The 26,619-nt window shown below is 72.2% G+C and carries 28 protein-coding genes; 20 read left to right on the forward strand and 8 right to left on the reverse strand.

Annotated elements, in window-relative coordinates:
• Positions 1-108: 108 nt before the first annotated feature.
• Together DEJ30_RS05635 and DEJ30_RS05640 are read left to right on the forward strand one after the other, a co-directional pair.
• On the forward strand, positions 109-2,601 hold the full coding sequence (locus DEJ30_RS05635; RefSeq protein ID WP_110859439.1) for an ATP-binding protein: 2,493 nt from the start codon (positions 109-111) through the stop codon (positions 2,599-2,601).
• Positions 2,598-3,281 carry a response regulator gene (locus tag DEJ30_RS05640; RefSeq protein ID WP_027466795.1) on the forward strand — a complete coding sequence of 228 codons (684 nt, stop codon included), beginning with the start codon at positions 2,598-2,600 and terminating at the stop codon, positions 3,279-3,281. The genes DEJ30_RS05635 and DEJ30_RS05640 overlap by 4 nt, the downstream gene beginning before the upstream one ends.
• 111 nt (positions 3,282-3,392) lie before the next feature.
• Here DEJ30_RS05640 and DEJ30_RS05645 read toward each other — a convergent pair whose 3' ends face one another.
• A complete protein-coding gene (locus DEJ30_RS05645) occupies positions 3,393-4,238 on the reverse strand; it encodes a LuxR C-terminal-related transcriptional regulator (RefSeq protein ID WP_071406217.1) in 846 nt (281 codons plus the stop codon).
• A 110-nt stretch (positions 4,239-4,348) separates the two neighbouring features.
• On the opposite strand from DEJ30_RS05645, the gene hxlB reads away from it, so the two are divergent.
• From hxlB to DEJ30_RS05660, 3 genes are all read left to right on the forward strand, one after another.
• Positions 4,349-4,912 carry a 6-phospho-3-hexuloisomerase gene (gene hxlB, locus DEJ30_RS05650; protein ID WP_110859440.1) on the forward strand — a complete coding sequence of 188 codons (564 nt, stop codon included), beginning with the start codon at positions 4,349-4,351 and terminating at the stop codon, positions 4,910-4,912.
• Between the two features lie 11 nt (positions 4,913-4,923).
• Positions 4,924-5,547, forward strand: a complete 624-nt coding sequence (gene hxlA, locus DEJ30_RS05655) for a 3-hexulose-6-phosphate synthase (protein ID WP_110859441.1) — start codon at positions 4,924-4,926, stop codon at positions 5,545-5,547.
• Positions 5,548-5,671: 124 nt separating this feature from the next.
• Positions 5,672-6,394 (forward strand): alpha/beta hydrolase, encoded by a 723-nt coding sequence (locus DEJ30_RS05660; protein ID WP_110859442.1) that lies wholly within the window; start codon positions 5,672-5,674, stop codon positions 6,392-6,394.
• 71 nt (positions 6,395-6,465) lie between these two features.
• Here DEJ30_RS05660 and DEJ30_RS05665 read toward each other — a convergent pair whose 3' ends face one another.
• A complete protein-coding gene (locus DEJ30_RS05665) occupies positions 6,466-7,821 on the reverse strand; it encodes an APC family permease (RefSeq protein WP_110859443.1) in 1,356 nt (451 codons plus the stop codon).
• A gap of 199 nt (positions 7,822-8,020) precedes the next feature.
• Between DEJ30_RS05665 and DEJ30_RS05670 the strand changes: the two genes are divergently transcribed.
• The 3 genes from DEJ30_RS05670 to DEJ30_RS05680 all read left to right on the forward strand — a co-directional run bounded on the left by DEJ30_RS05670 (position 8,021) and on the right by DEJ30_RS05680 (position 12,332).
• Positions 8,021-8,788 carry an HAD family phosphatase gene (locus DEJ30_RS05670; RefSeq protein WP_110859444.1) on the forward strand — a complete coding sequence of 256 codons (768 nt, stop codon included), beginning with the start codon at positions 8,021-8,023 and terminating at the stop codon, positions 8,786-8,788.
• 77 nt (positions 8,789-8,865) lie between these two features.
• Entirely contained in the window at positions 8,866-11,376 is a 2,511-nt protein-coding gene (locus DEJ30_RS05675) for a glycoside hydrolase family 65 protein (RefSeq protein WP_110859445.1), read from the forward strand.
• A 188-nt stretch (positions 11,377-11,564) separates the two neighbouring features.
• Positions 11,565-12,332 (forward strand): SDR family NAD(P)-dependent oxidoreductase, encoded by a 768-nt coding sequence (locus DEJ30_RS05680; RefSeq protein WP_110859446.1) that lies wholly within the window; start codon positions 11,565-11,567, stop codon positions 12,330-12,332.
• A gap of 107 nt (positions 12,333-12,439) precedes the next feature.
• Here the strand turns inward: DEJ30_RS05680 and DEJ30_RS05685 are convergent, their stop codons facing one another.
• Both DEJ30_RS05685 and DEJ30_RS05690 read right to left on the reverse strand, forming a co-directional pair.
• Positions 12,440-12,955 (reverse strand): DUF1697 domain-containing protein, encoded by a 516-nt coding sequence (locus DEJ30_RS05685; RefSeq protein WP_110859560.1) that lies wholly within the window; start codon positions 12,953-12,955, stop codon positions 12,440-12,442.
• A 26-nt stretch (positions 12,956-12,981) separates the two neighbouring features.
• Positions 12,982-13,248 (reverse strand): hypothetical protein, encoded by a 267-nt coding sequence (locus DEJ30_RS05690; RefSeq protein ID WP_110859447.1) that lies wholly within the window; start codon positions 13,246-13,248, stop codon positions 12,982-12,984.
• 132 nt (positions 13,249-13,380) lie between these two features.
• On the opposite strand from DEJ30_RS05690, the gene DEJ30_RS05695 reads away from it, so the two are divergent.
• The gene (locus DEJ30_RS05695; RefSeq protein WP_017887957.1) at positions 13,381-13,833 is read left to right on the forward strand and encodes a hypothetical protein; all 453 of its coding nucleotides are present in this window, start codon (positions 13,381-13,383) and stop codon (positions 13,831-13,833) included.
• Between the two features lie 280 nt (positions 13,834-14,113).
• Here the strand turns inward: DEJ30_RS05695 and DEJ30_RS05705 are convergent, their stop codons facing one another.
• Entirely contained in the window at positions 14,114-15,589 is a 1,476-nt protein-coding gene (locus tag DEJ30_RS05705; RefSeq protein ID WP_110859448.1) for an NCS2 family permease, read from the reverse strand.
• Between the two features lie 157 nt (positions 15,590-15,746).
• On the opposite strand from DEJ30_RS05705, the gene folE reads away from it, so the two are divergent.
• The 5 genes from folE (at position 15,747) to DEJ30_RS05730 (ending at position 19,760) form a co-directional block, all read left to right on the forward strand.
• On the forward strand, positions 15,747-16,358 hold the full coding sequence (gene folE / locus DEJ30_RS05710) for a GTP cyclohydrolase I (RefSeq protein ID WP_110859449.1): 612 nt from the start codon (positions 15,747-15,749) through the stop codon (positions 16,356-16,358).
• Complete coding sequence (folP, locus tag DEJ30_RS05715; RefSeq protein WP_110859450.1) at positions 16,355-17,269, forward strand: dihydropteroate synthase; 915 nt, start codon at positions 16,355-16,357, stop codon at positions 17,267-17,269. The genes folE and folP overlap by 4 nt, the downstream gene beginning before the upstream one ends.
• On the forward strand, positions 17,266-18,015 hold the full coding sequence (locus DEJ30_RS05720; RefSeq protein WP_258369839.1) for a pyrimidine reductase family protein: 750 nt from the start codon (positions 17,266-17,268) through the stop codon (positions 18,013-18,015). Before folP ends, DEJ30_RS05720 begins: the two co-directional genes overlap by 4 nt.
• Before the next feature lie 102 nt (positions 18,016-18,117).
• Positions 18,118-18,771, forward strand: a complete 654-nt coding sequence (locus DEJ30_RS05725) for an HAD-IA family hydrolase (RefSeq protein ID WP_110859451.1) — start codon at positions 18,118-18,120, stop codon at positions 18,769-18,771.
• 446 nt (positions 18,772-19,217) lie between these two features.
• On the forward strand, positions 19,218-19,760 hold the full coding sequence (locus DEJ30_RS05730) for a type 1 glutamine amidotransferase domain-containing protein (protein ID WP_027466778.1): 543 nt from the start codon (positions 19,218-19,220) through the stop codon (positions 19,758-19,760).
• A gap of 139 nt (positions 19,761-19,899) precedes the next feature.
• On the opposite strand, the gene DEJ30_RS05735 is transcribed toward DEJ30_RS05730, so the two are convergent.
• Positions 19,900-20,502, reverse strand: a complete 603-nt coding sequence (locus tag DEJ30_RS05735) for a molybdenum cofactor biosysynthesis protein (protein WP_258369840.1) — start codon at positions 20,500-20,502, stop codon at positions 19,900-19,902.
• A gap of 231 nt (positions 20,503-20,733) precedes the next feature.
• On the opposite strand from DEJ30_RS05735, the gene DEJ30_RS05740 reads away from it, so the two are divergent.
• The 4 genes from DEJ30_RS05740 to DEJ30_RS05755 are packed head-to-tail and all read left to right on the forward strand — an operon-like array spanning position 20,734 to position 23,396.
• Complete coding sequence (locus tag DEJ30_RS05740) at positions 20,734-22,341, forward strand: AlkA N-terminal domain-containing protein (protein ID WP_110859452.1); 1,608 nt, start codon at positions 20,734-20,736, stop codon at positions 22,339-22,341.
• Positions 22,338-22,850 carry a methylated-DNA--[protein]-cysteine S-methyltransferase gene (locus DEJ30_RS05745; protein WP_110859453.1) on the forward strand — a complete coding sequence of 171 codons (513 nt, stop codon included), beginning with the start codon at positions 22,338-22,340 and terminating at the stop codon, positions 22,848-22,850. The genes DEJ30_RS05740 and DEJ30_RS05745 overlap by 4 nt, the downstream gene beginning before the upstream one ends.
• Before the next feature lie 28 nt (positions 22,851-22,878).
• On the forward strand, positions 22,879-23,139 hold the full coding sequence (locus DEJ30_RS05750; protein ID WP_258369841.1) for a type II toxin-antitoxin system Phd/YefM family antitoxin: 261 nt from the start codon (positions 22,879-22,881) through the stop codon (positions 23,137-23,139).
• Entirely contained in the window at positions 23,136-23,396 is a 261-nt protein-coding gene (locus DEJ30_RS05755; protein ID WP_017885834.1) for a type II toxin-antitoxin system RelE/ParE family toxin, read from the forward strand. Before DEJ30_RS05750 ends, DEJ30_RS05755 begins: the two co-directional genes overlap by 4 nt.
• A 46-nt stretch (positions 23,397-23,442) precedes the next feature.
• Here DEJ30_RS05755 and DEJ30_RS05760 read toward each other — a convergent pair whose 3' ends face one another.
• Complete coding sequence (locus tag DEJ30_RS05760) at positions 23,443-24,036, reverse strand: TetR/AcrR family transcriptional regulator (protein ID WP_110859455.1); 594 nt, start codon at positions 24,034-24,036, stop codon at positions 23,443-23,445.
• A gap of 9 nt (positions 24,037-24,045) precedes the next feature.
• Positions 24,046-24,612, reverse strand: a complete 567-nt coding sequence (locus DEJ30_RS05765) for a hypothetical protein (protein WP_110859456.1) — start codon at positions 24,610-24,612, stop codon at positions 24,046-24,048.
• Between the two features lie 209 nt (positions 24,613-24,821).
• Here DEJ30_RS05765 and DEJ30_RS05770 point away from each other — a divergent pair, with 209 nt between their 5' ends.
• On the forward strand, positions 24,822-25,643 hold the full coding sequence (locus tag DEJ30_RS05770) for an alpha/beta fold hydrolase (RefSeq protein ID WP_110859457.1): 822 nt from the start codon (positions 24,822-24,824) through the stop codon (positions 25,641-25,643).
• Positions 25,644-25,661: 18 nt separating this feature from the next.
• Complete coding sequence (locus DEJ30_RS05775; protein WP_110859458.1) at positions 25,662-26,534, forward strand: hypothetical protein; 873 nt, start codon at positions 25,662-25,664, stop codon at positions 26,532-26,534.
• Positions 26,535-26,619 lie beyond the last annotated feature (85 nt).

Raw genomic sequence — 26,619 nt, forward strand, 5'->3', positions numbered from 1 at the left:
CTCCGCAGAACACCGGTGCTCGCGCGTCGAACACCCGCAGACCGCGGTGCGACAGGTGAACACCGGTGTCTTGCGGAGACCGACCCCCGCACGCGAGAGGATGAGCACGTGAAGCGCGGGAAGCTGCGGGTCCTGCTCGGTGCGGCGCCCGGTGTCGGCAAGACCTACACGATGCTCGAAGAGGGGCGTCGGTTGCTCGACGAGGGTCGCGACGTGGTCGTCGCCGTCGTCGAGACGCACGAGCGCGCCGCCACCGCAGCACTGGTGAACGGGCTCGAGGTCGTGCCCCGCCGCACCGTCTCGCACCGGGGTGTCGACCTCGACGACCTCGACCTCGACGCCGTCATCGCCCGGGCACCCGAGGTCGCGCTGGTCGACGAACTCGCGCACACGAACGCCCCGGGGAGCCCGAACGAGAAGCGCTGGCAGGACGTCGAAGCGCTGCGGGACGCCGGCATCGACGTCATCTCGACCGTCAACGTGCAGCACATGCAGTCCCTCGGCGACGTGGTCCGCGAGATCACCGGCACCGTGCAGCGCGAGACCGTCCCCGACGCCGTGGTGCGTGCGGCCGACCAGATCGAGGTCGTCGACCTGGCCCCGGCAGCGCTGCGCGAACGGCTCTCCGACGGGCTCGTCTACCCGGCGGCCCGGATCGACGCCGCGCTGTCGAACTACTTCCGCCTCGGCAACCTCACCGCACTGCGCGAGATCGCCCTGCTCTGGCTCGCCGACGAGGTCGACGACGCGCTCAAGGCCTACCGCGCCGAGCACGGTATCGAGCACCGGTGGGAGACCCGGGAGCGCGTGCTCGTCGCCCTGACCGGTGGCCCCGAGGGCGAGACCCTGCTGCGCCGCGGCGCCCGCATCGCCGCCCGCAGCGCCGGTGGTGAACTCGCCGCCGTGCACGTGACGACGAACGACGGCCTGCGCGTCCGGCACCCCGGCGCGCTCGGCAAGCAGCGGACCCTGCTCGAGCAACTCGGTGGGACGTACCACCAGGTCGTCGGCGACGACGTGCCGAGCACGCTGGTGCGGTTCGCGCGGTCGATCGACGCCACCCAGATCGTGATCGGGGTCAGTCGCCGCAGTCGGCTCGCGGCCGCCATGACCGGTCCGGGGATCGGCAACACCGTGATCCGCGAGTCCGGCGACATCGACGTGCACGTCGTCACGCACGAGCGCGCCGGCGGCGGGATCACCCTGCCCAAGCTCGGCGGCAGCCTGTCCCGCGGCCGGGTGGTCGCCGCGTTCGTGCTGTCGGTCCTGGTCGGGCCGCTGCTCACCTGGGTGCTGTCGATCGGCAGCGACCCGGACGCCATCACGGTGGACGTGCTGGCGTACCAACTACTCGTCCTGGTCGTGGCGCTCGTGGGCGGGATGTGGCCGGCGGTGTTCACGGCCGTGCTGTCCGGGCTGAGCCTCGACTACTTCTTCGTGCAACCCCTCTACATGGTCACCGTCCAGCAGCCGTGGCACCTGTTCGCCCTGGTCATGTACGTGATCAGTGCGGTGCTGGTCAGCTTCGTGGTCGACCGGTCCGCTCGGCGGTCACGCGCTGCCCGTCGGGCCTCGGCCGAGTCCGGGCTCCTGATGGGCATCGCCGGCAGCGTGCTCCGCGGCGACGACGCCCTGCAGGCCCTGCTCGACCGCACACGAGAGGCCTTCGGCTTCGCCGGGGTCCGGATCCGCCAGGGCGACGAGGTGCCGGCGACCTCGGGCGAGTTCGGTGCGACGCCGGACGCGTCGACGACGCTGGCGTCCGGGGCCGTGCTCGAGTTCGCCGGTGCGCCCGACGACCCGACCCAGCGCCGGCTGCTGCGGGTCGTCGAGCAGCAGCTCGACGCCGCCGTCGAGCACCGCGAGCTGACGCGCACCGCCGTGGGCGCCGAGCGCATCGCCGCCGCCGACCGGGTCCGGAGCGCGCTGCTCGCGGCGGTCGGCCACGACGTGCGCCGCCCCATCGCAGCGGCCTCCGCCGCCGTGCAGACGCTGCGTGCGCCCGACATCGACCTGTCCGGGGCCGACCGGGAGGCGCTGCTCGCGACCGCCGACGAGAGCCTCGGTCAGCTGGCGGTGCTGTTGGCAGACCTGTTGGACGTCAGCCGCGTGCAGGCCGGTGTCCTCGCGGTCACCCCGGCGGCGATGGCGCTCGAGACGGTGGTCGCCCCCGCACTCGACGAGCTGGAGCTCGGCCCCGACGACGTCGACCTCGACCTGCCCGCGGACCTGCCACCGGTGCTCGCCGACCCGGTCCTGCTGCAGCGCGTCGTCGTGAACCTGCTCGCCAACGCGGCGCGGTACGCCCCGGACGGCACCCACGTGCGGATCGCTGCGAGCGCGTTCGCCGGCGGGGTGGAACTCCGCGTCGCCGACCACGGCCCCGGCATCCCCGAGGATCGCCGCGACGAGGTGTTCCAGCCGTTCCAGCGACTCGGCGACACCGACAACGAGACCGGCCTCGGGCTCGGCCTGGCCCTGGCGCGCGGGTTCACCGAGGGCATGGGCGGCACGATCGAGGTCGACGACACCCCTGGCGGCGGGCTCACCGTGGTGGTGCGGCTGCCGATCGCCGGACACGTGGGAGTGGAGATCCGATGAAGGTCCTGATCGCTGACGACGATGCGCAGCTCGTCCGCGCGCTCTCGGTGACGCTCTCGGCGCGCGGGTACGACGTCGTCACGGCTCGGGACGGGCGCGAGGCGATCGACGCCGTCATCACCGAGCGGCCCGACCTGGTGCTGCTCGACCTCGGCATGCCCCGGCTCGACGGCATCGGTGTGCTCGAGGGCGTCCGGGCCTGGTCGCAGGTGCCGGTCCTCGTGCTCTCCGGGCGCACCGACTCGTCCGACAAGGTCGACGCGCTCGACGCCGGTGCCGACGACTACGTGACGAAGCCGTTCCAGATGGACGAGCTCCTCGCCCGGCTGCGGGCACTCGGACGGCGACGGGTGGTGGCGTCGGAGGAGACCCCGACGATCGCGATCGGACCGCTGCTCGTGGACCTCGTCGCGAAGCAGGTCACCCCGGCCGAGGGTCCCGCGATCCGCCTGACCCCCACCGAGTGGCGCCTGCTCGAGGTCCTGGTCACGAACCCCGACCGCCTGATGACCCGCGAGATGCTGTTGACCGAGGTCTGGGGGCCGACGCATGGCAACGACTCCGGGTACCTGCGGCTGTACATGGCGCAGCTGCGGCGGAAGCTCGAGCCCGATCCCGCGCACCCGCGCTACCTGGTGACGGAGTCCGGCATGGGGTACCGCTTCGCCCCCGGAGCGTAGGGGACCGCCGCTGTCGGGGCGTGGACGAGATGCGGATCGGTGAACTCCGATGACGTCGTCGGTACCCGTCGTCGCGGTCTCGTCGGGACGCCTCGTCGTGGTCCCGTCGGTTCACGCCCGGGAGCTGAACGCCGCGAGCTCGGCCCGGGTCCGGGCGCCGTGCTTCCGGAGCAGGTTCGCCACGTGGTACTTCACGGTGTTGACGCTGATGCCGAGCCCCTCCGCGATCTCCCGGTTGCCCACTCCCGTCGCCACGAGCCGCAGCACGTCGCGCTCACGCGGGGTCAGGTCACCGTCGTCGACCGCGTCCACCTCGGTCGGCCGCGGGTCGAGCGGCAGCGAGATGTCGAGCACGGACCCCCAGCCGGGCGTGCTCGCGACCTGCACCCGCCCGTCGAGCGTGACGACCCGCTCCGCGATCGGCCGCATGGCGTCGTCGTGCACGTCGAGGGTGCCGGAGCCGTCGTCGCGGAGCTGCATGAGCAGGTTCCGGCCGTCGCAGTCCCACTGGATGCGCACCCGCTTCGCCGCACCGTCGTCGACCAGGGCGAGCACCGCAGTCCGGACGATCGCCCGGGCCGCGTGGGCGACGTCGCCCGGGAGCGCACGGCCGGTGGCCGGCGGCTCGACGAACTGCACGTCGAGGTCCCCGAAGCGCACGAGCGGCCGCAGGTCGGCGCGCAACCGCGAGAACGCGCCGGTGACGGGTTCGAGCAGGGTGCTCCGCTGCTGATCGGTCACGGTGCGCAGGTCGACGAGGGCGGCCGAGGCGATCTCGACGGCCTCGGCCCTGGCGGCCGCGTCGGTGACCCGCGACGACCGGAGCACCGCGAGGACGGACTCCAGGGTGAGGGCGTGCCGGTCCGCCTGTTCGGCGACCGTGCGGGCGTGCTCGGCGGCCGCGAGCCGGATGGCGGAGCCGCCCCGGGCCTCCAGGGTGTCCACCGATGCGTCCATGGACGTGACCGTACCCGTCCCACCCGAGCGGACGGGCCCACCCGATGGGATGGGGTCCCTGCCGGGGCGGGTAGCGGCGTGCCGAGGCGCGCGACGGAAGGATCGAGGGCATGGCAGCAACCACCGTCTCCGCAGCGCTCGACCTGGTCGTCCGCGAGGTCGGCAACCTGGCGGCCCGCCTCGACGATGCCCCGGCCCAGCGCGCACTCGACCTGATCGAGGGCGCCGACCGGGTGTTCGTCCACGGCGCCGGTCGCTCCGGACTCGCCCTCCGCATGACCGCGATGCGCCTCATGCACCTCGGCCTCGACGCGCACGTCGTCGGCGAGGTCACCACCCCGGCCATCCGTCCGGGTGACCTGCTCCTCGTCGCGAGCGGCTCCGGTACGACCACCGGCATCGTGCAGGCCGCGCGCACCGCGCACGAGGTCGGCGCATCCGTCGTGGCGCTCTCGACCACCGACGACTCCCCGCTCTCCGAGCTGGCGGACGTCACGATCGTGCTGCCCGCCGCGACGAAGACCGACCGCTCCGGCACCGCCTCGGCCCAGTACGCCGGTGGCCTCTTCGAACAGGCGGTCGCCCTGGTGGGCGACGCCGTGTTCCACGCCCTGTGGACCCGAGGCGGGCAGTCCGCCGACGACCTCTGGCCCCGTCACGCCAACCTCGAATGAAAGGCACACCCATGCAGCTCCAGTTCGCCATGGACACCCTGACCACCGAAGCCGCCCTCGAGCTCGCCGCCGCGGCCGCGCCGCACGTCGACGTCCTCGAGCTCGGCACGCCCCTGATCAAGAGCGCCGGCCTGTCCGCCGTCACCGCGATCAAGGAAGCACACCCCGACAAGATCGTGTTCGCCGACCTCAAGACCATGGACGCCGGTGAGCTCGAAGCCGACATCGCCTTCTCGGCCGGTGCCGACCTGGTCACCGTCCTCGGTGTCGCCGGCGACTCGACGATCGTCGGTGCCGTCAAGGCCGCGAAGAAGCACGGCAAGGGCATCGTCGTCGACCTGATCGGCGTCTCCGACAAGGCCGCCCGTGCCCGCGAGGTCGTCGCACTCGGCGCCGAGTTCGTCGAGGTCCACGCCGGGCTCGACGAGCAGGCGGAAGAGGGCTTCACGTTCGGGGCCCTGCTCGACGCCGGCAAGGAGTCGGGCGTCCCGTTCTCGATCGCGGGCGGCGTGAACGCGTCCTCGGTCGCCTCGGTGCAGGAGGCCGGCGCCCGCATCGCCGTTGCCGGCAGCGCGATCTACAGTGCGTCGGACGTCGGCGCAGCAGCCGCCGAGATCCGCGCCGCCATCAAGTAGCGGGTCACGGTCGCCCTTCCCGGGCGACATCGTGAGCAGGAACGGTCGGGTGTGCACGTCGCACCCGACCATTCCTGCTCACGAAGCGAACGACGCCGGCCCGGATGCGCCGTACGGTGGCCCCATGAACCGAGCGCTGCGCTGGACCACCTGGATCGTCGCCGTCGTCGTGCTGATCGCGGTGGTGTTCCTCGTCTGGGCGCACATCGTCATGCAGGGCACCCGCAGCGCCGCCCTGCAGGTCTGGCGCGACGACCGGATCGCGGTCCGTGACGCCGGTGACTCGGTGGTGATGGCCCCGACCGGCCAGGCCGACGGGGTCGGGATCGTCTTCATCCCCGGCGCGAAGGTGGATCCGTACGCCTACATGGCCACGTTCCGGCAGATGGTCGCCAACGGCACGACGGTGGTCATCACGAAGCCGACGCTGAACCTCGCGTTCTTCGACACGCGGCCCCTCGCGACGTTCGAGGCCCACGCACCCTCCGTCACCCGCTGGGCGGTCGGCGGGCACTCCCTCGGCGGGGTCCGCGCGTGCCAGCTCGCCCAGGACGCCGACGGCCTGCTGCTGCTCGGCAGCTACTGCGCGAACGACATCAGCCGCTCCTACATCGACGTGCTGAGCGTCTCCGGTTCGCGTGACGGTCTGTCGACCCCGGCCAAGGTCGACGCCGCGCGGGACAAGCTGCCGTCGACCGCCACCATGACCGAGATCCAGGGCTCGAACCACGCCGACTTCGGCGCCTACGGCGACCAGCCGGGCGACCGCACGGCGACCATCAGCCGTGCTGATGCCCGCCAGCAGATCTCGGACGCGATCGAGGCCTGGGTGCGCGACCTGCGCTGATCACGCGGGCGGACCGGCGGACGCACCACGGGCCTCCAGACGGTCTGCCTGGAGGCCCGTGGGACGTGACGTCAGTGGATCACGCCCGCCTCGTGGTCGCGTCCGGAACGGCGCCCGGTGAACCGGGCGACGAAGTACAGGACCACGCCGACGGCGAGCAGGATCGCGGCGTAGAGCCAGACCTGTCCGCTCTGCTGCGTGAGCAGCAGGATGCACGACAGCACCCCGAGCACCGGGACGAACGTCCAGACCCGGAAGTGGTCGTGCTCGACGTGGTCGCGGCGGAGCACCAGGACGGCGACGTTCGTGCTGATGAACACGAAGAGCAGCAGGAGCACGACGGTCTCGGCCAGCACGCCCACGTCGCCCACCAGGGTCAGGAGCATCGCGACGATCGTGGTGGCGACGATCGCGGTCCACGGGGTCTTCCGGTTCGGCAGGACCTTCGCGAGCACGGCGGGCAGGAGCCGCTGTTCGGCCATGCCGTAGGTCACGCGGCTCGACATGATCATCGTGAGCAGCGCGCCGTTCGCGACGGCGACCAGGGCGATGAGGCTGAAGACCCAGTCGGGGATCGGGACCCCGGTGGCGGAGACGACCGCGAGCAGGGGGCCGCTGGACTCGGACAACTCCGAGGCGGGGAGGGCGATGGAACTCGCGAGTGCGACGAGGACGTAGACGACGCCGGCCGTGGCGAGGGCGCCGAACAGGGCCTTCGGGTACACGCGGCGGGGTTCGCGGACCTCTTCCGCGATGTTCGCAGAGGTCTCGAAGCCGACGAACGAGTAGTAGGCGACGATCGCTGCGCTCAGGGTCGCGAGCGCCGGGTTCGCATCGGCAGGGAACTCCCCGATGCGCGAGACCTCACCGCCGCCACCGCCGAGCATCACCGCGACGACGACGATCACGATGACGAGGCCGGACACCTCGATGATCGTCATCACGACGTTGCTCTTGAGCGAGTCGGAGATGCCCCGGGCGTTCAGACACGCGATCAGGGCGAGGAAGACGATGGCGGTGGGGACCGGCGGCAAGTCGACGAAGGTGCCGAGGTAGTCGCCGGCGAAGGCGAGCGACAGTCCGGCGGCGCTCGTGACACCGGCCGCGAGCATGCTGAAGCCGACCAGGAACGAGACGATCGGCGACTTGTACGCGCGCTCGGCGAAGACCGCGGCGCCACCGGCCTTCGGGTACTTCGTGACGAGCTCTGCGTAGGAACCCGCGGTGAGCAGGGCCAGCAGCAGCGCGAGGACGAGCGGTGCCCAGAGCGCGCCGCCGACGTCCTTCGACAGGGTCCCCATCAGGGCGTAGATGCCGGCGCCGAGCACGTCGCCGAGGATGAAGAGGTACAGCAGCGGGCCGGTGATCGCCTGGCGGAGCTTCGACTGCGTACCGTCGTGGGGTGCGGCCGTGGTGTCGCTGGTCATGGTGGTGCCTTTCGTCCGGGTCAGCGTGCCGGTGCGTGTCTCCGAGCACTCACAGGTGGATCGTGGTCACCGTGCTCCTCCACACCGAGGTGCGGGTGAACACCCTCCACAGGGCGCAGCGCCTCCGGACGTGCCGACTGGAGCGGTCCTAGACTCGTCGGGAGCCACACGTCCACCACCAGTCCCCGGAGGACCGCAGATGACGACGCAGGACCAGCGCACGCCCGCGCGACTCAGTGACCAGCGCGCACTCCTGTTCGACCTCGACGGCGTGCTCACCCCGACCGCCGACGTCCACATGCGGGCCTGGAGCCGGCTGTTCACGCCGTACCTCGAAGCGCACGGAGTCGCGCCGTACACCGAGCAGGACTACTTCACCTACATCGACGGCAAACCCCGGTACGACGGCGTGCGTTCGCTGCTCGAGTCGCGCGGCATCGACCTGCCGCAGGGCACCCCCGACGACGCGCCCGACACCGACACGGTGTGCGGGCTCGGCAACCGGAAGAACGCCGAGTTCACCGCCGAGCTCGACGAGCACGGCGTTGAGCCCTACCCGGGTTCGCTGCGGTTCCTGACCGCCGCGATCGCCGCCGGCATGTCCGTCGCCGTCGTCTCGAGCTCGGCGAACGCCACCTCGGTGCTCCGGACCGCGGGCATCCTCGACCGGTTCCCGGTCGTCGTCGACGGGCTCGTCGCGCGCCAGGACGGCCTGACCGGCAAGCCCGCGCCCGACACCTACCTCGACGCCGCCACCCGGTTCGGACTCACCGCCGCCGAGTGCGTCGTGGTCGAGGACGCCACGAGCGGGGTCGAAGCCGGCCGCAACGGTTCGTTCGGTCTCGTCGTCGGGGTCGACCGTGGTGCCGGGGCGGATGCCCTGCGCGAGCACGGTGCCGACGTCGTCGTGTCCGACCTCGCCGAACTCATCGACGACCTGCCCGCACCGGCCGCCAGCACCGACTAGACACGCACCGGCCGGAGCCGTTCAGCGCCTGCCGGTCGCACCGACGCACCCACCTCCCTCCCTTCCCACGGAGCAGCATGAACCCCATCACCTCGGACCCCCTCGACCGCGTCCGCTACCCGATCGACGAGTGGGCACTCGTCGAGACCGAGTACACCCCCGACGAGCAGGGCGTCGCCGAGACGAACTTCGCCGTCGGCAACGGGTACCTCGGCCTGCGCGGCAACCTGGACGAAGGCCGTGGCGGCGTGCAGTACGGCACGTACATCAACGGGTTCCACGAGACCTGGCCGATCCGGCACGCGGAAGACGCCTTCGGCTTCGCGAAGACCGGGCAGACGATCATCAACGCGCCCGACGCCAAGGTCATCCGCCTCTACGTCGACGACGAGCCGCTCGTGCTGGCCGAGGCCGACATCCTCCGGCACACGCGCAGGCTGGAGTTCCGCGGCGGCTACCTCTTCCGTGAGACCGAGTGGTCGACGCCGTCCGGCAAGCGGGTGCTCATCCGGGCGCGTCGGCTCGTGTCGTTCACCGACCGGCACCTCGCCGTCATCGACTACGAGGTCACCGTGCTCGACGCGGACGCCTCGATCCTGCTGTCCAGTCAGATCCTCAACCGCCAGGACGTGCAGGACGAGTACCACGCCGGCATGCGGGCCGCGGCGAACGCCTTCGACCCCCGCAAGGCCGAGGCGTTCACCGAGCGGGTGCTCGTGCCGAAGCTCAAGCGCAGCACCGGCGGCCGTTCGGTCCTCGGGTACCAGGCGTCCAGCTCCGGCATGACGATCTGCGTCGGCGTCGAGCACCACATCGAGACCGAGAACAGCTGGGACGAGTCGTCGTCGATCGAGGACGACCTGGCGAAGCACGTCTACCGGGTGCAGGCCCGCGCGGGGCAGCCCATCCGGCTCGTGAAGCACGTGGTCTACCACACCTCTCGCGGGGTGCCCGTGCGCGAGCTCGCCGACCGCTGCGACCGCACGCTCGACCGCGCGCACGCCGAGAACGTCGACGAGACCTTCGCGAAGCAGCGCGAGTGGCTCGACGACTACTGGGCCCGCAGCGACGTCGAGATCGCCGGCCAGCCCGCGATCCAGCAGGCCGTCCGCTGGAACCTGTTCCAGCTCGCGCAGGCCACCGCCCGCACCGACGGCCACGGCATCGCCGCGAAGGGCGTCACCGGGTCCGGCTACGGCGGCCACTACTTCTGGGACATGGAGATCTACGTCCTGCCGTTCCTGTCGTACACGGCGCCGATCGTCGCCCGGAACGCCCTGCGCTTCCGCTACAACATGCTCGACGCGGCGCGGGCTCGGGCCCGCGAGCTGAACCAGCGCGGCGCCCTGTTCCCGTGGCGGACGATCAACGGCGAAGAGTCCAGCGCCTACTACGCCGCCGGCACCGCGCAGTACCACATCGACGCCGACATCTCGCATGCGCTCATGCAGTACGTGCGGGCCTCGGGCGACCGCGAGTTCCTGAAGCGCGGAGCCATCGACGTGCTCGTCGAGACCGCCCGGCTCTGGGCCGACCTCGGCTTCTGGCGCTCGAACGGCGACAAGAAGTTCCACATCGACGGCGTCACCGGGCCGGACGAGTACACGACCGTCGTCGACGACAACCTCTACACGAACGTGATGGCGCGGGCGAACCTGTGGTTCGCCGTCAACGCCTGTCGCGAGCTCGCTGCCGACGACGCCGAAGAGTACGACCGCATGGTGCGCCGGACCGGTCTGCAGCCCGACGAGCTCGTCGAGTGGGAGCACGCCGCCGAGTCGATGGAGATCCCCTTCGACCCGCACCGCGGCATCCACCCGCAGGACGCCCAGTTCCTCGACAAGGAACTCTGGGACCTCGAGAACACCCCGGAGTCCAAGCGCCCGCTGCTGCTCCACTACCACCCGCTGGTGATCTACCGGTTCCAGGTGCTCAAGCAGGCCGACGTCGTGCTCGCGCTGTTCCTGCAGGGGCACGAGTTCACGGCGGCCGAGAAACGTCGCGACTTCGACTACTACGACGCGCTCACCACCGGTGACTCCACGCTGTCCGCGGTCGTGCAGTCCATCATGGCGGCCGAGGTCGGGTACCACGACCTCGCCGACCAGTACTTCCAGACCGCGCTCTACGTCGACCTGGCGGACCTGCACGGCAACACCTCGGACGGCGTGCACATCGCGTCGACCGGTGGCATCTGGGGTGCGCTCGTCAACGGCTTCGGTGGCATGCGCGACCACGGAGGTCGGATGACCTTCAACCCGCGGCTGCCGAAGCACTGGGACCGTCTGTCCTACCGGCTGACGGTGCGCGGATCGCGGGTCCGGGTGGACCTGGAGCAGGAAGCCATGACGCTCACGGTCGAGACCGGTTCGGGCTTCACGGTGTGGGTGCACAACCAGCAGTGGGACATCGAGGCGGGGGAGCCCACCGTGGTGCCGCTGCCGCACCACGGGCCGCGGATGTCCGGGCACGCCCCGACCACGAGCGACATCCAGGGCACGCTGCGGGCCGACGGCTCGGTCATCACCGCCTCGATCCCGACGATCTCCCTGGAGCGCGACTTCGACCTCGACGACACGACGGCCTGACGAGCCGCGCGCTTCGCTGCGATCGCACTCCGCCCCGGATCCGCCTCGCGGTACCGGGGCGGAGTGCGCTCACGCGCGTTCCCGGCGCCTCCGAACGCGTCCAGTCGGCCCCGGGCACCGTGGTCTGCCGTGCCCCTCGGGTCGATGGCGTCTCCCCGGGCACGCTTCGTGCAACGAGAGGAGACATCATGGGCAACCGGTTCGAGGGCAAGGTCGCGATCGTCACGGGCGCGGGGTCCGGCATCGGTGAGGCGACCGCGCGGGCGTTCATCGACGAGGGCGCGTCGGTCGTGCTGACCGACAGCGTCGACGAGAAGGTGCGCGCGGTCGGGGACTCGCTGCCCACCCACCGGGTGGTGGCGCTGCACGCCGATGTAGCGAGCCCCGACGACTGGCAGACCGTCGTCGACGCGGCGATCGACCGGTTCGACCGGGTCGACGTCCTGGTGAACAACGCCGGGACCTTCAGCTCGGGCGACATCACCGACATCAGCACGGACGAGTGGCGCCGGGTCATCGAGACCGACCTGTCCGGTGTGTTCTACGGCACCCGCGCGGCGCTGCCGTTCCTCCGTGAGACGAAGGGCTCGATCGTCAACACGTCGTCGGTCTCCGGCGAGGATGCCGACTGGCGGATGAGCCCGTACAACGCGGCGAAGGGTGGCGTGACGAACTTCACCAAGGCCGCTGCACTCGACAACGGGCAGTTCGGCGTGCGCGTGAACGCCGTCGCTCCGGGACTCATCTGGACCGACCTGACCCAGGAGCAGGCGGAGGACGAGGCCCTGCAGTCGAAGTTCACCGAGCGCATCGCCCTCGGCCGCGGGGGTCGCTCTGCCGAGGTCGCCGAGGCGATCCTGTTCCTGGCAAGCGACGCGGCCTCGTTCATCACGGGTGCGGTCCTGCCCGTGGACGGCGGCACCATGGCGAGCAACGGGCAGCCGCCGCAGGCCTGAGCCACCCCGGCGTCGGCGGAGACTCGGCCCAGCGGACACTTCGGGCGGTCAGGGACGTCCGGATCGTCCGTGGGCGTGAGTCTCGGCTCGCTTCGAGTGCACGAGCGTCACAGGAGCTTCCGCAGGGTGTTCGTGTTGCGGGTCGTCGTCGTGCGCTTGAAGCGTGCGGCGCCGGCCCGCTTCGCGAACACGGTGTCGGTGCTCGAGCCCTTCGGGCAGGACCAGTAGACGACGCCGGCTCCGCGTGCGATCCGTTCGACCGAGTCATCGAGTTCGAGATCCTCGATCAAGGCGTCGAGCGCACCGTCGTCGGACCCGAACACGACGTAGTCGTGCCGTTCGTCGGCATGCTCGAAGGGAAAGTCGTCGACCACGGCCGCGAGGGCGTCGTGCCGGACGAGCACGATCCAGGCGTCGTACCCGAACCGGTCGCGCAGCCCCTGCTCGATCGACGTCTTCAGCGGCTCGGCGGGCGCGTCGGCGCTGAACACGACGTTGCCCGAGGCGAGCACGGTCCGGACATCGTCGAACCCGAGCTCCCGGAAGAGCTCCGCCAGGTCCGCGCTCCTGATCGTGATGCCGTTCACGTTGACCCCGCGCAGCAGCGCGACCCACCTGTCCATGTCCGGACGGTAGCGGTCCGCGGCGATCACGTCCACGTCCGGGCCACGCCCCAGCCGGAGCCCTGCGGCACGATGTCGACCACCAGCGACTCGCCGTCGAGGTCGCTGGTCGCCTGGAATCGCCATCCCACGGTCCGTTCCGGCGCGTGGGTGATGGCGGTGGGCAGTTCGGCCCGTGTGACGGTCAGTCGGGTCGGGGTGTCGCTCACCCGCCACCGCTGCCCTGCCCACACCAGGCGGGTCGGTGTGCCTCCGGACCACCACACCGTGGCAGCCGTGTCGGTGATCATCATCGGGTCTCCTCGTTCGAACGTGTGTTCGAATGGTAGGTGTCGACCTCCGACGTCGCAACCGACGGTTGTCGACCACGGCGGGTCGCGGACGAACCCTCGAACGACGCAGCAGCCGTCGTGTAGACGGGACCCATGACGAACGACGCACAGGGCCCCGACGCGCAGCACCAGGTTCCCGAGGGGGTGTCCGAGGCCACGGTCGAGGCGCTCGGCAGCCTGTCCGCCGCGGTCGAGGTCATCGAGCACGCGCGCGGCCTGCTCTACGGGTTCCACCGCCTGACCGGCACCGCTGATCTGAACCTCGGTGAGGCGGTCGAGCAGCTGCGGAAGGCCGGGCACACCGAACTCGCCGAGCGCATCGACACCGAGCTCGTGGGCCGCAACGTCATCGCGGGCCGCTGGACGTTCCAGATCGTCGAGGACTACGACGACGGCTACTACGCCCTCGCCAAGGAGCTCGAGCGCACCGCGCGCGACGAGCTCGTGCAGGGCCGCCGCCACCTGTTCGAGGCGGGCATGAAGGAAGACCGTCGCACCCAGGACCAGCGCCACCACGAGGCCACGCCGAGCGACCTGCCGGACTGACCACGGGCCTCCAGGCCGACGCGGCCGACGCGGCCGACGCGGCCGACGCGGCCGACGCGGCCGACGCGGCCGACGCGGCCGACGCGGCCGACGCGGCCGACGCGGCCGACGCGGCCGACGCGGCCGACGCGGCTGACGCCAGCCGGCGAAGACGCCGGCGTCCTGCGGAAGACGCCCCGGAAACGTCGAGACGCCGCCGGATTCGGCGGCGTCTCGATGACACGACGGCGTCTTGCGCCAGGCCCGAGCGAACCGGCCCAGCAAGGCCCGAACGAATGGCTCAGCCGACGCCGAGCAGCGCCTCCAGCGGCCCCCGCGCGAAGTACAGCAGGAAGCCCGCGGCGACGACGTAGAGCAGCCACGAGACCTCGCGGCCACGGCCGGACAGCAGCTTGATGAGCACCCAGCTGATGAAGCCGGCGCCGATGCCGTTCGCGATCGAGTAGGTCAGCGGCATGACGACGATCGTCAGGAAGGCCGGCAGGGCCGAGCCGAAGTCCGACCACGAGATGTCCGCGACCTGCGCGACCATGAGCGCCCCGACGACGACGAGCCCGGCGGCGGCGACCTCGAGCGGGACGACCTGGGTGAGCGGCGTGAGGAACATCGACGCCAGGAACAGCAGGCCGGTGACGACCGAGGCCATGCCCGTGCGGGCGCCCTCGCCGATGCCGGAGGCCGAGTCGATGAAGACGGTGTTCGACGACACCGACGCGCCACCACCGGCGATCGCGCCGACGCCCTCGACGACGAGCGCCGACTTCAGGCGGGGGAACGTGCCGTCCGGCTTCGCGACACCGGCGGCCTTGGCCAGACCGGTCATGGTGCCCATGGCGTCGAAGAAGTTCGTGAAGACGAGGGTGAAAACGAGCATCGACGCGGCGAGCGGGCCGATGCGGGTGAAGGCGCCGAAGACGTCGGCGTGACCGACGAGCGACAGGTCCGGCACGGCGAACAGTGCGCTCGGCAGGCCGGGGGCGTTGAGGTTCCAGCCGGTCTTCGAGTCGACCGAGGTCGGCACCTGGAAGATCGCCTGCAGGATGATCGCGATGATCGTGGTCGCGACGATGCCGATGAGCAGCGCACCCTTGACCCGGCGGGCCATGAGCGTGCCGATGATGATCAGGCCGATCAGGAAGACGATGGTCGGCAGGGCGCCGACGGAGCCGTCCTCGCCGAGCTGCAGCGGCGGCGACGCGAGCCCGGAGGACCGCACGAAGCCGGAGTCGACGAGCCCGATGAACGCGATGAACAGGCCGATGCCGACGGTGATGGCCGCCTTGAGCTGGGCCGGGACGGCGGTGAAGATCATCGTCCGGATGCCGGTCAACGCGAGGATCACGATGATCAGACCGTTGATGACGACCAGGCCCATCGCCTCGGCCCAGGTGACCTGCTGCACGACACTGACGGCGAGGAACGAGTTGATCCCGAGCCCTGCGGCGATGCCGAACGGCAGGTTCGCGATGATGCCCATCGCGATGGTCATGACGCCGGCGACGAGGCCGGTCGCCGCGGCCACCTGAGCGTTCTCGAGCCATCCGCCCGAGACGTCCTTGGCGGCCTGGTCGGCGCTGAACCCACCGAGGATGAGGGGGTTCAGGATCACGATGTACGCCATCGTCACGAACGAGACGAGGCCACCGCGGACCTCGCGGGGGATCGACGATCCGCGTTGCGTGATGGAGAAGAATCGATCGAGGCCGGTCGCGAAGCGGTTCCGGGGCGTGGTGTCGGTCTGCGGGGCGCTCACCACGAGAGTTTAAAGGACGCTGGGTTTCGGGCGTGTCACACCGGTCTCACAGGTTGTGACCGCCGGGAGGCCCGTTCCACGCGGATCGCGCACCTCGCGCTGGGCGTCTGCCCGCGTTCTCCGGCCATGGCTGGTGTTGGATGAGCGGGTGACGTCACCCATGGACCGCGCCCGTGTGGAGGCCGCCGTCCGCGAGCTGCTGCTCGCCATCGGCGAGGATCCCGACCGCCCGGAACTCACCCGCACCCCCGCCCGTGTCGCCGACTCGTACGCCGAGTTCTTCTCCGGGATCGGCACCGACGCGGTCGCCATCGCCCGGGACGGCACGGTGCACGCCGAGGACGGTGAGCGCGGTCGGCTCGTCATCGTCCGGGACGTGAAGTTCCGCTCCGTCTGCGAGCACCACCTGCTGCCGTTCCTCGGGGTCGCGCACCTGGCGTACGCGCCGGGCGACCGGCTCATCGGGCTCGGCACGCTGGCACGGGTGCTCGACGCGGTGGCCTCCCGCCCGCAGCTGCAGGAGCGGCTCGGCGAACAGGTCGCCGCGACCATCGCCGAGGGGCTCGGCGCCGAGGGCGTCCTGGTGGTCCTCGACGCGCAGCACCAGTGCGTCACGACACGTGGGGAGCGCCAGACCGGTTCGACGACCGTGACGGTGGCGGCGACCGGTTCGCTGGCCGACGCCGCGGGACGGGCCGAGGCGATCGCGCTCATCGGCGCGGGGCGTGCGACCGACGCCGGGCAGGATGCGAGTGCCGGGGCGGACGCATGACGGGCCTCCAGGCGGCCGGACCCGGCTGGGTCGTGCCGGACCTGCGCCACCCGGTCCGGACGTTCGGCCGCCGCACCATCGACTTCGACCACCGCATCGCCGTCATGGCGATCGTGAACCGCACGCCCGACTCGTTCCACGACCGCGGCGCCACCTTCGAGCTCGACCGGGCCGTCGCCGCCTCGGTGCGCGCCGCCGAGCAGGGTGCCGACTGGGTCGACATCGGCGGCGTGAAGTTCGCCCCCGGTCCGGAACTGCCCGCGTCCGACGAGATCGACCGCGTCGTGCCCGTCGTCGAGCAGCTCGCCCAGCAGTCCGACGTCGTCATCAGCGTCGACACCTTCCGTCCCGAGGTCGCCGCGGCGGCGATCGCAGCCGGGGCGAGGGTCGTCAACGACACCACCGGTCTGTCCGACCCGCGGATGGCCGCCGTGGTCGCCGACTCCGACGCCACCGTCGTCATCACGCACTCGCTCGCCGAACCCCGACGGCCCCTGCCAGCACCACCGCAGTACGGCGACATCGCGGGCGAGGTCGTCGCGTTCCTGCGCGAACGGGTCGACCGGGCGCTCGCCGCGGGCATCCCCGAGTCGCGGATCATCGTCGACCCCGGCCACGACCTGCACAAGAACACCGTGCACACCCTCGAGCTCACCCGTCGGCTGCCCGAGGTCGTCGCGCTCGGCTACCCGGTCCTCGCCGCGGTGTCCAACAAGGACTTCGTGGGGGAGTCGCTCGGCCGCCCCCGCGGTGAACGGCTCTCCGGATCGCTCGCCGTGGCGACCGTGAGCGCGATGCTCGGCGCCCGGATCGTCCGCATGCACGACGTCGCCGAGAGCGTCGACGCGATTCGCATGGTCGAGGCCACCCTCGGGTGGCGCACCCCGGTGGAATCGAGGCACAACACGTGAACGTCCTGCCCCCGTCGATCGCGGACCTGTCCGACGACGACCTGCTCGAGCGCTACACCGCCGACGCCGGGGCCCCCTGGCTCCGCGTGAACTTCGTCGCCACGCTGGACGGTTCGGCCTCGGCCGCCGGGGTGTCCGGGTCGCTCGGCGGCGACGACGACCTGCGGGTCTTCGACCTGCTCCGGCGGGTGGCCGACGTCGTGCTCGTCGCCGCCGGCACGGTCCGCGACGAGGGCTACGGGCCGATGGTCCTGCACGACGCCGACGTCGCCTGGCGGCGGGCCCACGGCAAGCCGGACCACCCCGTGTTCGCGATCGTCACCGGGTCGCTGTCGCTCGACCCGACGTCGCGGGTGTTCACCGAGGCGCCGGTGCGCCCGATCGTCCTGACGTCGGCGACGGCGGCTGCGTCGTCGAAGGCCCGGGCGCTCGCCGAGGTCGCGGACGTCGTGGCGTGCAGCGCGGACGACGACCCGGACTCGGTGGACGCCGGACGGATCCGTGGGCTGTTGGCGGGCCGTGGCCTCGGGACGATCCACTGCGAGGGCGGGCCGTCGTTCCTCGGGGCACTCATCGCCGCGGGCGCCGTCGACGAGCTGACCCTAACGATCGACCCGTCGCTCGAGGGCGGGGAGGGGCCGCGCATCGCCCGGGGGTCGTCGCCGGAACTCCGGCGGATGCGACCGGCCCACGTGCTGCTCGGCGCCGGCGGCGTGCTGCTCACCCGGTACGTCCGGGCGCGCTGACCCCGCTCGCGCTGACACCGCCTGCGCTGGCGCCGCGGGCGCGCTGACCCCGCTCGCGCGCGGACCGCGGGACGGTCGGGCCCGTGGGCTAGGGTCGGGCGCGTGATCGACATCGTGGCGTCCGGGGTCCTCTTCGACATGGACGGGACCCTCGTCGACTCGACCGCGGTGGTCGAGGCGACCTGGACCCGGTTCGGGAACGCGAACGGCATCGACCCCGACGAGATCCTCGCGTTCTCGCACGGGCGGCAGGCGATCGACACGCTGCGGCGCTTCCTGCCCGACCTGCCCCTCGCCGAGCAGCAGCGGATCGCGGCGGAGCTCGTCGCCGAGGAGACCGCGAGCACCGAGGGCATCCTCGAGATCCCCGGTGCCGTCGCCTTCGTCCAGCGACTCGTCGAGCTCGGTGTCCCGGTGGCGCTGGTCACCAGCGCCCCGCGCGACCTCGCCGCGGGTCGGATGGCGGCCGCCGGGTTCGCCGTGCCCGCGGCCTTCGTGCCCTCGGAGGACGTCGAGCACGGCAAGCCCCACCCCGACGGCTACCTGCGCGGTGCCGCTCTGCTCGGCGTCGACCCGGCCGACTGCGTGGCGTTCGAGGACGCCCCCGCCGGACTCGAGTCCGCCATCGCCTCCGGCGCGACCACGGTCGTCGTGGGTCCCCTCGATCACCCGGTGACGGCCGGCTTGCACCGGGTCCACGGGTACGACGGCCTGACCGTCGAGCGCGACGGCGACGCCTTCCGCATCCACGGCTGAGCGCGGCGCCCGTCCTGCCCGCCCGCGTCCGCCGGCCGGCCGGTCCGGACACCCCGCTCGGCCCGCGCCGAGTGGTCGGGAACCGTCGGCTGCGCCGCCGCCAGCCGACGCTTTGCGACCGCCCGGCGGACGTGAGCGGGGAGTTGCGACCGGCCGGATGGCGGCCTGGAGGCCCGTGGCGGGCCCGCACCGTGCCTCCAGGCCGACGGCGGGCGCGTCCACGACGCCTCGCCCGTCGGTCCGGACACCCCGCCCGGCCTGCGCCGAGTGGTCGGGAACCGTCGGCTGCGCCGCCGCCAGCCGACGGTTTGCGACCGCCCGGCGGACGTGAGCGGGGAGTTGCGACCACCCGACCGGACCCCGAGCCGCCCCTGCGCGCCTACCCAGCCGACGCCGACGACCCTCGGGTGTGCGGCCGGAACGACCGGGCCGCGGAAGGAGCGATCATGGCAACCCTCGACGGCAAGAAGGTCCTCGTCATCACGACGAACTACGGCGTGGAGCAGGATGAGATCGTCGTCCCCACCGAACAGCTGCGTGAGCGCGGTGCCTCGGTGACCGTGGCGGCGAAGGAGACCGGCACGATCCAGACGCTGGTCGGCGACAAGGACCCGGGGCAGACGCTCGAGCCGGACACCACCATCGCCGGTGTCGACGCGAAGGACTTCGATGCCCTCGTGATCCCCGGCGGCACGATCAACGCCGACACCCTGCGCCAGGAGTCCCGTGCAGCGACGCTCGTGCAGGCCTTCGCCGAGGCGAGCAAGCCGGTCGCGGCGATCTGCCACGGCCCGTGGACCCTCGTCGAGGCGGGCGTGCTGTCCGGCAAGACCGTCACGTCGTTCCCGTCGCTGCAGACCGACCTGCGCAACGCCGGAGCCGAGTGGGTCGACCAGGAGGTCCAGGTCGACGGCGGCTTCATCACCTCCCGCACCCCGGACGACCTGCCGGCGTTCGTCGACGCGATCGAGAGCGCCCTCACCGCCTGAGCACCGCGCCGCCGAGCGTCTCGACGCCGAGCCGGGTCTCGGCCTGCCGGACACGATGCGCCCCCGGACGCCGACGGTGTGTCCGCCGAGCCGAGTCTCGGCCGGCGCAGGACGCTCGTCCTGTCGCGGCGCGACCGCGTCAGGCGAGCGCCACGGGGCGGGCCGTGCGGAGCACCGCAGGTCCGAGGGTGAGTACACCGTCGGACTCCGGGTCGCACCGCACGCCGCCCCGGCCGCGCATCGCCCGGAACGCCCCGGGGGCCACCTCGTGGTCCATCCAGGCGCAGGGGTTCGCCGCACGGTAGCCACGGAACCGGACCGGCCCGCTACCGGCGTCCGGGGTCACGCTCTCCAACGAGAACGACTCGCCCCGCAGGGCCTCGACGTCGGCACCCCGCAGGAACACGTTCCGCCGGGTCGCAGCGGGGTCGACGGTGGCACCGATCGCCTGGCCGACGGCTTCGAGCCCCTCCAGCCCGATCAGGGTGACGGACGCGTGCACGTGCGCGCGGGCCGCGAAGTACCGGTCGCCGACGATGCCCAGCCCGGCCCGCAGCTCGATCCGGTCGCGTGATTCGTCCGGATCGTCCGCGCCCACCGGCCGTGCACCGTCGGCCGGGCGCCCCTCGTACCGGTGCCGCGGCGAGACGAGCAGCAGCGCGACCTCGACCTCGGTGCGGAACGGCAGGTCGTCGAGACCGGCCCGGTCGCCGAGACCGGCCACGTCGTCTGCGGGAGTCACGCGGCCAACGCTAGCCGGGCCTCCCGGCCCCGTACTGCTCCGTCCACCTGCGGTGACACGCCGTCGTGTTGCCGGGACGCCGTGTTCCCGGCGGAACGCCGCGGAATCGGGCGGCGTCTCGCGCGCGTGGCGGCGTCTCGACGAGACGCCGGCGTCGTTGCCCGCCCGGCCGTGCACTGCTCCGTCCGATTCCCGCCAGTCGGCGTCGGCGGCGCATGTCAGGCTGAGCCCATGACCAGCCCGGACTCCGACGCGCAGCCCGACGCGCTGCACGCCGAACGGCACCGCGCCGTCGCCTCGCGCGACGCGCGCTTCGACGGCCAGTTCGTCACCGCCGTGCACTCCACCGGCATCTACTGCCGGCCCAGCTGCCCGGCCCGCACGCCGAAGGCCTCGGGCGTCACCTTCTACCGCACGAGCGCCGCAGCGCACCTGGCCGGCTTCCGCGCCTGCAAGCGCTGCCTGCCCGAGGCGACCCCCGGCAGCCCCGAGTGGGACCTGCGCGAGGACGTCGCCGGCCGGGCGATGCGACTCGTCCTCGACGGTGTCGTCGAGCGCGACGGTGTCCCCGGGCTCGCCGCACGCGTGGGCTACTCGGAGCGGCAGCTCAACCGCATCATGACGGCCGAGCTGGGTGCCGGGCCGAAGGCGCTCAGCCGGGCGCACCGGGCGCAGACCGCGCGGACCCTCCTCACCTCGTCCGACCTGCCCGTGGCCGATGTCGCGTTCGCCGCGGGGTTCGCCAGCGTCCGACAGTTCAACGACACCGTGCGCGAGGTCTTCGCCGTCACCCCGACCGAACTCCGCGGACGCCGGTCCGGGCGAGGCGACGTCGCCACCGGCGGCTCCGGCGGCTCCGTCGGTGACGGCGCACTGCACGTCCACCTGCCGGCCCGGGCACCCTTCGACGCGCAGGGCCTGCTCGACTGGCACGCGCTGCACGCCCTGCCGGGCACGGAGCAGGTGGACGCCGACCCCGCCGGCCGGGTCACGTCGTACGGGCGGCTGGTCGACCTGCCAGGAGGCCCGGGCTGGTTCAGCGCATCGGCCGCCGTCCCCGACGTGGCCGGGCGGGGCACCGGGATCGACCTGCGCGTGCGGGTCTCCGACCTCTCCGACCTGCCGTCCCTCGTGGCGCGGGTCCGGGCGCTGTTCGACCTCGACGCCGACCCGGTCGCCGTCGACGCCGTCCTCGGAGCCGTGCCCGAGCTCGCCGGACCCGTCGCGCGGGTGCCCGGTCTCCGGCTCCCCGGCGCGGTGGACGCGCACGAGATCGTCTTCCGTACCCTGATCGGGCAGCAGGTCTCGGTGGCCGCGGCGCGCACCGCGCAGACCCGGCTCGTGGCCGCACTCGGAGCGACGGTGCCGGACGCCATCCGGCCCGGCGGGCTGCTGTTCCCGTCGGCGGTGGTGATCGCCGAACGCGGGCACGAGGTCCTGCGCGGGCCGGCCGCTCGCGTCGACACGATCCTGCGGGTGGCTGCTGCGCTCGCCGACGGGTCCCTGGTGGTGGACGGTGGGCAGTCCCTCGGTGACCTGCGCGACGGACTCCTCGCCGTGAAGGGCATCGGGCCGTGGACCGCCGACTACGTCGCGCTCCGGGTCCGGCACCACCCCGACATCTTCCTCCACAGCGATCTCGCGGTGCGGAACGGTGCACAGGAACTCGGGCTGCCCGGTACGGCGCGTGAGCTCTCCCTATGGTCGGAGCAGGTGGCCCCCTGGCGGAGCTACCTCACGATGCACTGCTGGCGACCGATCATCGACCGCGCGATGACCGCGACCGCCGGCGCCCGTGCAACCCGTGCCCCCGAGGACCCCCGGAAGGACGACCGATGACCGACGCAACCATCCAGACCCTGGACACCCCCGACGGGCCGTTCACCGTGCTCGAGGACGCCGAGGGCAGGGTCCTCGCCTCCGGGTGGACCGACTCCGTCGAGTGGATCCTCGCCCGCCTGGCCGACCGCCACCGCCCCGACCGAGTGCTCGACGGCGTGGTCGCCTCGGCCGAGGCCGTCGACGCCTTCTACTCGGGCGAGGTCGAGCACGCCATGCAGGTACCGGTCCGGCAGTTCGGCACCGAGCTCTTCACCGAGGGGTGGCGCCAGCTCCGCCGGATCCCCGCCGGCGGCACCCTGACCTACACCGGGTTCGCGGCGGCGATGGGCCGGCCCGACGCCGTGCGGGCGGCGGCGAGCGTGTGCGCCCGGAACGCCCCGGCGCTCTTCGTCCCGTGCCACCGCGTGCTGCGCTCGGACGGCACGCTCGGGGGCTTCGCGTGGGGGCTCGACGTCAAGCGGTCCCTGCTCGAACGAGAGTCGGTCGGCACCACGGCACTCGTCTGACTTGTACAAAACGCTCTAGAATGTACAGGTGAGCGAAGTGTCGATCTCCGAAGCCCGTGGCCGTCTGGCGTCGATCATCGACGACGCCCGACACGAACCCGTGTACCTGACCCGGCGCAACAAGCGCGTCGCCGCCGTGGTCGATGCGGCCGTCCTCGACCGGTTGCTCGAGGCGGCAGAGGACCTGGACGACCTGGTCGCCTACGACGAAGCCGTCGCCGAGAGCGCCCGCATCGGTGGCGAGAACGTCAGGTGGGACGACCTCAAGCGCGAACTCGGCCTCGGGTGACGTACTCGGTCGAGGTCATCCCGGCCGCGCAACGCGTCATCCGCAAGCTCCCGCTCGACGGGCGGCGGCGGATCGAGGGGCTCCTCGCCATCCTCGCCGAGCACCCCCGGCCGCCCGCCGCACGCAAGCTCGTGAACCGGCCCGGGTGGCGAGTCCGCTCGGGGGACTACCGACTGATCTACCGGATCGACGACGGCAAGCTCGTCGTGGTGGTCGTCGACGCCGGGCACCGGCGCGAGGTCTACCGGGATCGCTGAGCTGGCAGGCGGCAGGCGGCAGCCAGCAGTCGGCAGCGTGCAGCCGTCAGGCGATCGCGCCGCGCAGGCTGTCCACGTGCAGTTCGACGAGCGCCAGGACCCGCTCCGGCGCACGTGCCGTCGGGTCCCACGTGTGCTCGATCGCCAGCCCGTCGATCAGCGCGTGCAGCCGGTCCGCCTCGTCGGTCAGGTCGCGATCGGCGCCGAAGCTGCCGTCCTCACGCAGGATCTCCAGCGCCCGGGTGCACACCCGGCTGACCCCGTCGTTCAGGCGTCGGGCGCTCGCGGCCAGGTGTTCGTCGGTGCGCGCGAGCACGCCGAGCTGCACCTGAGCCAGGATCTCGGTCGTGCGCTCGGCGTCGAGCGGCAGCACCTGGGCGAGGACGTCCAGTGCGAGCGCCCGACCCGTCGAACGCAGGGCGGCGAGCCGAGCGGTGACCCGTTCCTCGATGATCATCAGGCAGTGCTCGCGCAGGGCGTCCTGCGTCGGGAACACACGGCGGAGTGATGCGGGAGCGATGCCGGCCTCGTCCGCGACGTTCCGCACCGACAGCGCGCTCAGGCCGTCCCGCTCCAGGATCCGCAGGCAGGCCGCGGCCACCAGGGATCCCCGTTCCTCGAGGTCGACACGGCGGGACACCGGGTCAGCCTACGGCCGGCTCGCTGCTCCGGCCGGGCCCGCGGCTGCGGAGGTGGCCCGGCGTGGCCAGATCGTGTAGCTGATCGCCCACAGCAGTTCGACGCCCAGCACCACCCCGAGCAGCGCGACCGTGCCCTGCAGTTCGTTCGTGCGCTCCGGGTCCCCGACGACGAGGACGAGTCCGCCGATGATCCCGCCGGCGATCAGCACGGCGAGCGCGGTCCGCAGCACGTCGCCCCAGCACCGGACCGTGTACCGCCGTCCGCTCAGGCGTTCCGGTGCCGGACCGCCGGCGAACCGGTGCGTGAACCGGACGTCCGCCCACGCGATCATCCGGTGCCCGTACGCGACCGAGAAGCCGATGTAGATCGCCGCGAGTCCGTGGTGCCACGACGCGGTCCCACCGCCGAGCAGGTCGACCGTGACGACCGCGAGCAGCACGACATCGATCACGGGCGCTGCGACGAGCATCGCCGCTCCCGACCGCGGCCGTCGCAGCAGGTACCGGGTGGTCAGGCCGCCGAGGATCGCGACCCAGAAGGCGATCTCGCAGGCGACGATGGCGATGAGTGTCATGGTTCCCCGTTGCAGCGGCGGTGAGTGTTGAGTACAGGTGTACTCAAACAGCATGACACGGCGACCACCACGGTGTCGAGCGTGCGGTTCTGCCCCTGGAAGCGGGGGGAGACACGGACTCGCACGCCTGCGACACTCGGAGGACCGGTAATCCGCACGGTGCCCTCCGAGGCCCGACGCATCGCCGTCGACAGCTCGCAAAGGACCCCATGCTCCCTCCAGTCGACCGAACGGTCGTCTCCTCCGACGGCACCACCATCGCCGTCTCCGAGGCAGGGGACGGGCCGGCGGTCGTCGTCGTGGGCGGTGCCTTCGACCACCGGGGGACCCCGTACCTCGACCGCGTGGTCGCCGAGCTCGGCTCGACGCACCGCGTGGTGACCTACGACCGCCGTGGCCGCGGTGCCAGCGGTGACTCCGCGACGTGGGCCATCGAGCGCGAGGTCGACGACCTGCGCGCCGTCGTCGAGAGCATCGGCGCACCGACCACCGCCGTCGGCATCTGCGTCGGCGCCGGTGTCGTCCTGCACGGGCTCGCCACCGGACTGCCCGTCGACGGCGCCGTCCTGTGGGAACCGCCGTACCGCGCCTCGGTCGACCCGCACGCCGACGACGTGGTGTTCGCCGACCTGCTCGACGAACACGTCGGTGCCGGCCGGCGGGCCCAGGCCGTCCGCGGCTTCCTGACCCAGGTGCTCGGGGTCCCGATGGGCCAGGTCACGGCACTGCGGCTCAAGGGGTCGCTCTGGCGCTCCCTGGTCGTCGACGCCCACGTGCTCAGCCGCGAGGTCCGGGTGCTGAACGGCCTCGCCGTGCCCGAGCGGGTCGCTGCCGCCGTGGGTGTGCCGGTGCTCGTCGGTGCCGGTGGCGACGGACTCGAGTGGATGCGTCGTGCGGCCCGCGCCCTCGTCGACGCGGTGCCCGGTTCGGAGTACGCCGAGGTGCCCGGGCAGGGACACGTCCCCGCCCCGGCGGCCCTCGGAGCCCTGATCGACCGCGTCCGGAGCCGGATCGCCTCGCCCAGCAGCTGACTGCGAGAGGATGAGCGGGTGAACGCACCCCGCCTCGGTCTCCTGCTCGACGTCGACGGACCCATCGCCAGCCCGGTCTCCCGCACCATCGCGATCCCGAGCATCGTCGCGGACCTCGTCGCGCTCGCCGCCGAGGGCATCCCGATCGTGTTCAACACCGGGCGCAGCGACGCGTTCATCCGCTCCGAGGTCGTCGGCCCGCTGCTCGCCGGTGGCCTCGCCGAGGGCGGGCGGGTCCATGCGGTCTGCGAGAAGGGCGCCGTGTGGTGCTCGATCGGTCCGCAGTACGACGGCGGCATGGGTGAACTGACGGTCGCCGAGGACCTCGCGCTGCCGCGGGACTACGCCGACGAGATGCGCGAGCTGGTCCGCGACGAGTACGCCGACCTGGTGTTCTTCGACGAGACGAAGCGCGCCATGGTGTCGATCGAGCAGCGCGTCGAGGTGCCGAACGCCACCTACCTGGCCCGCCAACCGGAGTTCGACGCGAAGGCCATGGCCGCGCTCGAGCGTCGCGGGCTCGGTGTCCGCCGACTCGACGACGTCCGACCCGACGCCGACGGTGCCGTGCAGTGGCGCATCGACCCCACGATCATCTCGACCGACGTCGAGTCCGACCGCAGCGGCAAGGACCTCGGGGCCGAGCGCTCGCTCGAGCTCCTCGGGCAGGACGGCGAGCTCCCGGTCACCTGGCGCACCGTGGGGGACTCCCGCAGCGACTACGCCATGGCGGACTGGCTGCACGCCCACGGCCACGAGGTCGCGCACGTCGACGTCCGTCCCGCCGACGGGGTGCCGGCCACGCCGTACCCGGTGCTCACCGCGCCCGACGGCGTGATCCACGACGAGGCCGGCGCCCGGTTCCTGGCGGACTGGCGCGCCGGCCGCTGACGCGACCGCGGCACTGGACGCACCCGTCAGCCGACCGAGCGGTGGCTGCCGGGCCGGTGCCGCGCCTCCTGGCCGTCGCCGGACC

The sequence above is a fragment of the Curtobacterium sp. MCPF17_003 genome, from assembly GCF_003224385.1.
GTDB classification, from domain to species: domain Bacteria; phylum Actinomycetota; class Actinomycetes; order Actinomycetales; family Microbacteriaceae; genus Curtobacterium; species Curtobacterium flaccumfaciens.

Excerpts from the sequence above, each read along its gene's own strand:
- DEJ30_RS05690 (WP_110859447.1), bottom strand. The coding sequence starts at position 13,248 with ATGATGATCACCGACACGGCTGCCACGGTGTGGTGGTCCGGAGGCACA.
- DEJ30_RS05675 (WP_110859445.1), top strand. The coding sequence starts at position 8,866 with ATGAACCCCATCACCTCGGACCCCCTCGACCGCGTCCGCTACCCGATC.
- DEJ30_RS05695 (WP_017887957.1), top strand. The coding sequence starts at position 13,381 with ATGACGAACGACGCACAGGGCCCCGACGCGCAGCACCAGGTTCCCGAG.
- DEJ30_RS05685 (WP_110859560.1), bottom strand. The coding sequence starts at position 12,955 with ATGGACAGGTGGGTCGCGCTGCTGCGCGGGGTCAACGTGAACGGCATC.
- DEJ30_RS05740 (WP_110859452.1), top strand. The coding sequence starts at position 20,734 with ATGACCAGCCCGGACTCCGACGCGCAGCCCGACGCGCTGCACGCCGAA.
- folE (WP_110859449.1), top strand. The coding sequence starts at position 15,747 with ATGGACCGCGCCCGTGTGGAGGCCGCCGTCCGCGAGCTGCTGCTCGCC.
- DEJ30_RS05765 (WP_110859456.1), bottom strand. The coding sequence starts at position 24,612 with ATGACACTCATCGCCATCGTCGCCTGCGAGATCGCCTTCTGGGTCGCG.
- DEJ30_RS05665 (WP_110859443.1), bottom strand. The coding sequence starts at position 7,821 with ATGACCAGCGACACCACGGCCGCACCCCACGACGGTACGCAGTCGAAG.
- hxlB (WP_110859440.1), top strand. The coding sequence starts at position 4,349 with ATGGCAGCAACCACCGTCTCCGCAGCGCTCGACCTGGTCGTCCGCGAG.
- hxlA (WP_110859441.1), top strand. The coding sequence starts at position 4,924 with ATGCAGCTCCAGTTCGCCATGGACACCCTGACCACCGAAGCCGCCCTC.
- DEJ30_RS05770 (WP_110859457.1), top strand. The coding sequence starts at position 24,822 with ATGCTCCCTCCAGTCGACCGAACGGTCGTCTCCTCCGACGGCACCACC.
- DEJ30_RS05645 (WP_071406217.1), bottom strand. The coding sequence starts at position 4,238 with ATGGACGCATCGGTGGACACCCTGGAGGCCCGGGGCGGCTCCGCCATC.
- DEJ30_RS05680 (WP_110859446.1), top strand. The coding sequence starts at position 11,565 with ATGGGCAACCGGTTCGAGGGCAAGGTCGCGATCGTCACGGGCGCGGGG.
- DEJ30_RS05745 (WP_110859453.1), top strand. The coding sequence starts at position 22,338 with ATGACCGACGCAACCATCCAGACCCTGGACACCCCCGACGGGCCGTTC.
- DEJ30_RS05730 (WP_027466778.1), top strand. The coding sequence starts at position 19,218 with ATGGCAACCCTCGACGGCAAGAAGGTCCTCGTCATCACGACGAACTAC.
- DEJ30_RS05670 (WP_110859444.1), top strand. The coding sequence starts at position 8,021 with ATGACGACGCAGGACCAGCGCACGCCCGCGCGACTCAGTGACCAGCGC.
- DEJ30_RS05640 (WP_027466795.1), top strand. The coding sequence starts at position 2,598 with ATGAAGGTCCTGATCGCTGACGACGATGCGCAGCTCGTCCGCGCGCTC.
- DEJ30_RS05660 (WP_110859442.1), top strand. The coding sequence starts at position 5,672 with ATGAACCGAGCGCTGCGCTGGACCACCTGGATCGTCGCCGTCGTCGTG.
- folP (WP_110859450.1), top strand. The coding sequence starts at position 16,355 with ATGACGGGCCTCCAGGCGGCCGGACCCGGCTGGGTCGTGCCGGACCTG.